General features: G+C 66.6%; 4 protein-coding genes and 1 pseudogene. 2 read left to right on the forward strand and 3 right to left on the reverse strand.

Annotated elements, in window-relative coordinates; genetic code table 11:
• Together V7Q81_RS14850 and V7Q81_RS14855 are read left to right on the forward strand one after the other, a co-directional pair.
• The coding region (locus V7Q81_RS14850; RefSeq protein WP_333844836.1) for a tripartite tricarboxylate transporter TctB family protein at positions 1 to 204 on the forward strand (204 nt) is incomplete at its 5' end.
• A gap of 12 nt (positions 205 to 216) precedes the next feature.
• Positions 217 to 1,722 (forward strand): tripartite tricarboxylate transporter permease, encoded by a 1,506-nt coding sequence (locus tag V7Q81_RS14855; protein ID WP_333844838.1) that lies wholly within the window; start codon positions 217 to 219, stop codon positions 1,720 to 1,722.
• A gap of 18 nt (positions 1,723 to 1,740) precedes the next feature.
• On the opposite strand, the gene V7Q81_RS14860 is transcribed toward V7Q81_RS14855, so the two are convergent.
• The 3 genes and pseudogenes from V7Q81_RS14860 to V7Q81_RS14870 all read right to left on the reverse strand — a co-directional run.
• Positions 1,741 to 2,892, reverse strand: a complete 1,152-nt coding sequence (locus V7Q81_RS14860) for an aldo/keto reductase (RefSeq protein WP_442954853.1) — start codon at positions 2,890 to 2,892, stop codon at positions 1,741 to 1,743.
• A 5-nt stretch (positions 2,893 to 2,897) separates the two neighbouring features.
• Positions 2,898 to 4,085, reverse strand: a complete 1,188-nt coding sequence (locus V7Q81_RS14865; RefSeq protein WP_333844842.1) for an acetoin utilization protein AcuC — start codon at positions 4,083 to 4,085, stop codon at positions 2,898 to 2,900.
• Positions 4,082 to 4,353, reverse strand: a pseudogene (locus V7Q81_RS14870) (VWA domain-containing protein); the annotation flags it as partial. The pseudogene V7Q81_RS14870 and the gene V7Q81_RS14865, both read right to left, overlap by 4 nt.

Genomic DNA, 4,353 nt, shown 5'->3' on the forward strand with positions numbered 1-4,353 from the left:
CTCCTCTTCGGCGCGCTGGTGCGGGGCGCGGGCTTGGTGCCCGCCACCGCGGTGCTGGTGCTGGTGAGCGCCTATGCCAGCGTTTACTTCCGCTGGTTCCCCTCCCTCGCCCTGGCGGCGGGCTTGACCCTTTTCTGCGCCCTGGTGTTCGTGTATGCCCTGGGCCTGCCCCTGCCGCTCTTGGGTCCCTGGCTCGGCGGCTGACGAAGCGTCCCCATGGAGCTCCTCGCCAATCTGGGCATCGGTTTTGCCGCCGCCCTTTCGCCGGAAAACCTGCTCTACTGCTTCATCGGCGTGCTGCTCGGCACCGTGATCGGGGTGCTGCCGGGACTGGGGCCGGTGGCCACCATCGCCATGCTGCTGCCCCTCACCTTTACGCTGCCGCCGGTGTCGGCCCTGATCATGCTGGCGGGCATTTACTACGGCGCCCAGTACGGTGGTTCCACCACCGCCATCCTGGTCAACCTCCCGGGAGAATCGGGCTCCGTGGTCACCGCCTTGGACGGCTACCAGATGGCGCGCCAGGGCAAAGCGGGCAAGGCCCTCGCCACCGCCGCCATCGGCTCCTTCGTCGCCGGGACGCTGGCCACCTTCGTTCTCGCCCTGTTCGGACCACCGCTGGCGGAGCTGGCATTGAAATTCGGGCCCGCGGAGTACTTCTCCCTCATGGTGCTGGGGCTTGTGGCCTCGGTGGTGCTGGCCCACGGCTCCCTGCTCCATGCGGTAGGCATGATCGTTTTCGGGCTGCTGCTGGGGCTCATCGGCACCGATGTGAATTCAGGCATGCAACGCTACACCTTCGACCAGCCCTGGCTCGCCGATGGCATTAGTTTCGTGGTGGTGGCCATGGGCATGTTCGGGCTGGGGGAGATCATCCGCAACCTGGAGCACGAGGCGACCCGGGAGCTGACCATCAAACACGTGACCGGCCTCATGCCGACCCTGGAAGACTTGAAGCGCATCGCCGCCCCGGTGTTGCGGGGGACGGCCTTGGGCTCCGCCCTGGGCATCCTGCCTGGGGGCGGGGCGATGCTCGCCTCTTTCGCCGCCTACTCCCTGGAGAAAAAGATCTCGAAAAACCCGGAGCAGTTCGGCAAAGGCGCCATCGAAGGGGTCGCCGGACCCGAGTCGGCCAACAACGCTGGCGCCCAGACTTCCTTCATCCCCATGCTGACCCTGGGCATTCCGTCCAACCCGGTGATGGCGCTCATGATCGGGGCGATGATCATCCAGGGCATTCAGCCGGGCCCCTCGGTGCTAAACGAGCAGCCGATGCTGTTCTGGGGAATCATCGTGTCCATGTGGATCGGCAACCTCATGCTGGTCATTCTCAACCTTCCCCTGATCGGCTTGTGGGTGCGCTTGATCAGCGTGCCGTATCACCTGCTCTATCCTGCAATCCTGGTCTTTTGCGCCATCGGCGTGTTCAGCGTCAACAACAGCCAGTACGATGTATATCTCATGGCCCTGTTTGCTTTGCTGGGCTACGTGTTCGCCAAGCTCGACTGCGAACCCGCGCCGATGCTACTCGGCTTCATCCTCGGCCCCATGATGGAAGAATACCTGCGGCGAGCCCTGCTCCTGTCCCGGGGTGATCCCACCATTTTCGTCACCCGGCCCCTGAGCGCCGTGATGTTGGGGCTGGCGGTGGCCGCCATGTTCGTAGTGCTTTCGCCCACTCTGCGCAAGCGACGGGAGGAAGCCTTCCACGAGGAAGAGTAGCGCTGCACAGCAAGGGGCTCACTGCGCCCGGCGGTACAGGCGCAGATAGGCCTCCTTGGGCATGGGAGGTGTGCGAGCCACCGCCAGCAGGTCCTCCAGGTGCGCCAGCGTGCTCACGCCCACCAGGCTGGTGCCGATGCCGGGGGTGGAGCGGTTGAACTGCATGGCCCGCTGGGCATGATTCCTGAATTGGGGCAGGGCGGCGTGTACGCCCTCGGCGCAACGCTGCGCGAGCTGTCCCTTGCCCAGAGTGTGGCTTGCCAGAACGTATACGCGCAACTGGTGGGCCGCCTGCAGGGTAGAGGCGATGTTGCCCTGGCCAGTGGCGTGGGAGAACCGGGTGAATGCCTCCGTCATCATCTGGTTGAAGGGCACTTCGATCACCCGGAAATGGTGCCGCGCCTGGGAATCCCCCGCAGCCGTACGGGCGGCCTTCTCCGCCAGCCCCAGCAGGGACGGCAGCGACTGAAACAGAGGATGGTCGGTCTCCACCCGGAAGGCATTGAAGGTGGAAATCCCGTAGCAGCGGATCTTGCCCGCGGCCACCGCCTGCTCCAGGACGACGAAGAGCCGCTCCAGCTTGTGATTCAACTCGGCCTTGCCGATCGCCGGGAGGTGCACCTCGGGCTGGTCCACCAGGAAGGCGTCCAAGGTGGCCAGCCCGAGCAGCGCTAAGGAGCGCTCGAGCTGCCAGGCGAGGTACTCTGGGCTGAGGAGGTGTACGCCGCACAGGTCGCGCCGGTCCCCCAGGCCGCGGCCCACGATGGTCGAGTCAAACCAGGCCTCGAAATCCTCCGGCGGCCCGTCCTCGAAGGCGAGAAACCCGCCTTTGGAGACGACAAACACCTGCTCCCGGGTAACGCCTGCCGCGAACGCCCGCCGCAAGCCTTCGCCCACCGCCCGCAGGGAACGGCCGTAGCGATAATGGGCTGCGGTGTCGATGACGTTGATGCCTTCCCGAAGCGCCCGCTCCACGATGGCGGCGTAGCTCTCGTCCACCTCGTCCCGGGCCGCCCCCGGGAAGGTCCCCAGGCCCAGGGAGGAGAGCTTGAAGTGCAGGTGTAGAAACTCGCTGTAGTGCCCAGCACCGCAGCGCGCGCCAAACGTGCGCGCATACTCTTCGGTACCCCGGCGGGTGGCGTAACCGGCAACGGGCGTATCCCCTCCCATCGTCATCAGCGCAAGAAGGGATGCGCCGCGATCCGCCGGGCAAGCTCGGCCACGTGCGGACGGATGGGACCGCCGGTCGCCTCATCCAGCCGGAACCGGAATAGGCGCGGGTCGGGGGAGGCGTCTTCGTCCGGATCCCACCCAGCAGCGCGCAGCCGCTCGGCCCCTTCGGGAGGGAGCTCCTCGGGCAGTGTCCGACCGGAGAGCAACCCCCACAGCCCCGTCCAGGCCCGGGCCAGGAGCACTGGGTGGTAGCCGCCTCCGCCAGTGACGAGGAGCCGGGGTGTGCCGTCCGGGTGTCGCGGGGCGGTGGCGAGCACCTGACCACAGATGTCCAGGAAGCATTGGGTGGAGACGGCCAACTTCCCCAGGGGATCGGCGGCCAGCACATCCGTGCCGGCCTGGAGCACGATGGCGTCGGGAGCGAAGCGCTCCAAGGTGGGCCCCCATACGGCCTCGAAAAGGAGCCGGTACTCCCCGTCGTGGGTACCGGGAGGCAAGGGCACGTTGAGCGTGGTATGACGGCCCTGGGCGGTACCCGCATCTTCCAGGCGCCCGCCCCGGTGGGGATAGGCATAGGCCGTGTCCATATGCAAGGACAGGGTGAGGACGTCGGGGTCGTCGATGAAGGCCTCCTCCACTGCGTCGCCGTGATGGGCATCCAGGTCCAGGTACAGCACTCGCCAGCCTTCTTCCTTGAGTCTCAGGATCGCCAGGACTGGATCGTTGAAGTAGCAGAAACCCCGGGCATGGTCGGGCCGAGCGTGGTGCATGCCCCCCGCAGGGTTGAAGGCGATCCGCCCGGCGAGCACCGCCTGCGCGGCCTGGATGCTCCCGCCGGTCGCGGCGGCGGCGACGGAAAAGAAGCGGTGAAAGTAGGGGTTCTCCAAGGTGCCCAGGCGGTGGCGCGCCCGATAGGCGCTCGCCACCCGTCCCAAGGCTTCGCTGTGCTTCATGGCCGCCACGTACTCGGGCGTGTGGAACCAAGTGAGCTCGGCATCGACTGCCTTGCGGGGCGCAAGGAGCTCCCCCTCGTCGAGGGCGCCATAGGCCCGGATCAGCGCCACCGTGAGGGAAACCCGGGGGATGGCGAGGGGATGGTTCTTCCCATAGGCGCCCACACCCTGCCGGTCGGCGGCGATTAGGACCGCTTTACGCGAAGGCGGGCAGGCAGCCGCTTGCGTCGCGCTCATCGCCGCAGCCGCAAATAAATTTCCGGAAGCCGCAAGGGCAGCGAGTTGATGTGGTCCAGTACCAGAAAGTGTCCCTGGCCGAAGATCCTGGGCAGATAGTCGCTGCCCGCGGGATCCACCGTGATGCAGAAAGGGTGCACCCCCTGACTCACCGCTTCCTTGACCGCTACCCGAGTGTCCTCGTGCAGGTAACGGACGTCCCCCCCGTCGTCATAATCCTCGGGGCGGCCGTCAGAAAGGATCAGCAGCAGCCGCCGTGGCGTGGGAC

The organism is Pelomicrobium sp. (genome assembly GCF_036803785.1).
GTDB lineage: Bacteria > Pseudomonadota > Gammaproteobacteria > Burkholderiales > UBA6910 > Pelomicrobium.